This window comes from Ruegeria sp. AL12 (genome assembly GCF_056540885.1).
The window spans coordinates 1-1,060 of sequence record NZ_JBQFXN010000066.1 but is presented as its reverse complement, the minus strand read 5'-3'; the positions used below and the strand labels follow the sequence as shown (position 1 = coordinate 1,060).

Sequence of the window (1,060 nt, the reverse complement as noted above, 5' to 3'; positions counted from 1 at the left end):
GTAGATAGTGGTGCGGCCTCGGCCACCGAGTTTTTCTTGCAGGTCGCGGAAGGTGAGATAACGCATTTTGGTGCTCCATCTTGATTGATGGGTACCAAGGTACTGTCTGGCAAACAGAGGTTCACCGGAAAGAAAACAACGGTTAAATTCCGGTGCTTTTTAACTTTGTCTACTCTTGCCAATTCGTTTCAGCGCATTTGTAATTTCTTTTGACAATGCGGCGTTGTTGGGCACCTTAGTTCGTTCCACTGCCTTTCTCACACCATCTTCAGTCAAAAGAACGTCAAACCCTAACAATGCCTCCGCAACCAAGGCGCATGCCGAATTTGGCCCTCCATTGTGCGGAAGCCCACGCCTAACTAAGCCTTCCACCGCTCTAGCAATAATAAAGTCTCTCTCTATGTTCGCGTTCCTGCCTCGGCCACGCCCCTTTTTCGGTAGTTGTCCATTCAATTCAGCGGCAGCGAACTTGGAAAGTTCCGAAGGTAGTTTTTGGCTTTTCAAGAGAAGATCCGCTGCAACTTTTTTCAAGTAAGTTCTGGCGCTTTGATCCCCTGCAAAAGCGAGGTTTACCAACCGCGATATATCCCCGGGTCTAGGGGTCAGCCTCGGCACCCCATCCGCCTGCATGTTCAATAAAATCGTATTTACTTCGTGACTGTATTTCCTTGGAGATTTGCTGATCACGAAGAGAGGCAAGCTAACAAGAAATACGGCCAGTTCGAAGTTGGTCAGTTTTTCTGTGCCTTTGATCTTCCAGGTTCCGTCATCGCTTTTCTCAAAGCGGATATCTGAGAATTTTTGCAACACTAATCAGTTCACTTCTTTAATAGCCTTGCCCATCGTTCCATTAGACTGGCTCGATGCTCAAGATAATCCGTCCGTCGATAACTCCGCTCCACAGCCCCGCCGACAACATGGCCCAGCGCCGTCTCTGCAATATCGTGCGGGGTATTGGTCGCCTCAGCAACCCAAACGCGGAAGCTGGATCGAAACCCGTGCGGACGCTCCACCATGCCGCGCCGCTCCATAAGCTTGCTCATGGTCATGTCCGATATCA

1 protein-coding gene and 1 pseudogene are annotated in these 1,060 nt (G+C 49.8%); both read right to left on the bottom strand.

Going from position 1 to position 1,060, the window contains the following annotated elements; all coding sequences use genetic code 11:
• Positions 1–159 precede the first annotated feature (159 nt).
• Positions 160–810: a hypothetical protein gene (locus tag ACR0C6_RS21370; RefSeq protein WP_217355602.1), complete on the bottom strand. Its 651-nt coding sequence runs from the start codon at positions 808–810 to the stop codon at positions 160–162.
• Between the two features lie 8 nt (positions 811–818).
• Positions 819–1,060, bottom strand: a pseudogene (locus tag ACR0C6_RS21365) (integrase); the annotation flags it as partial.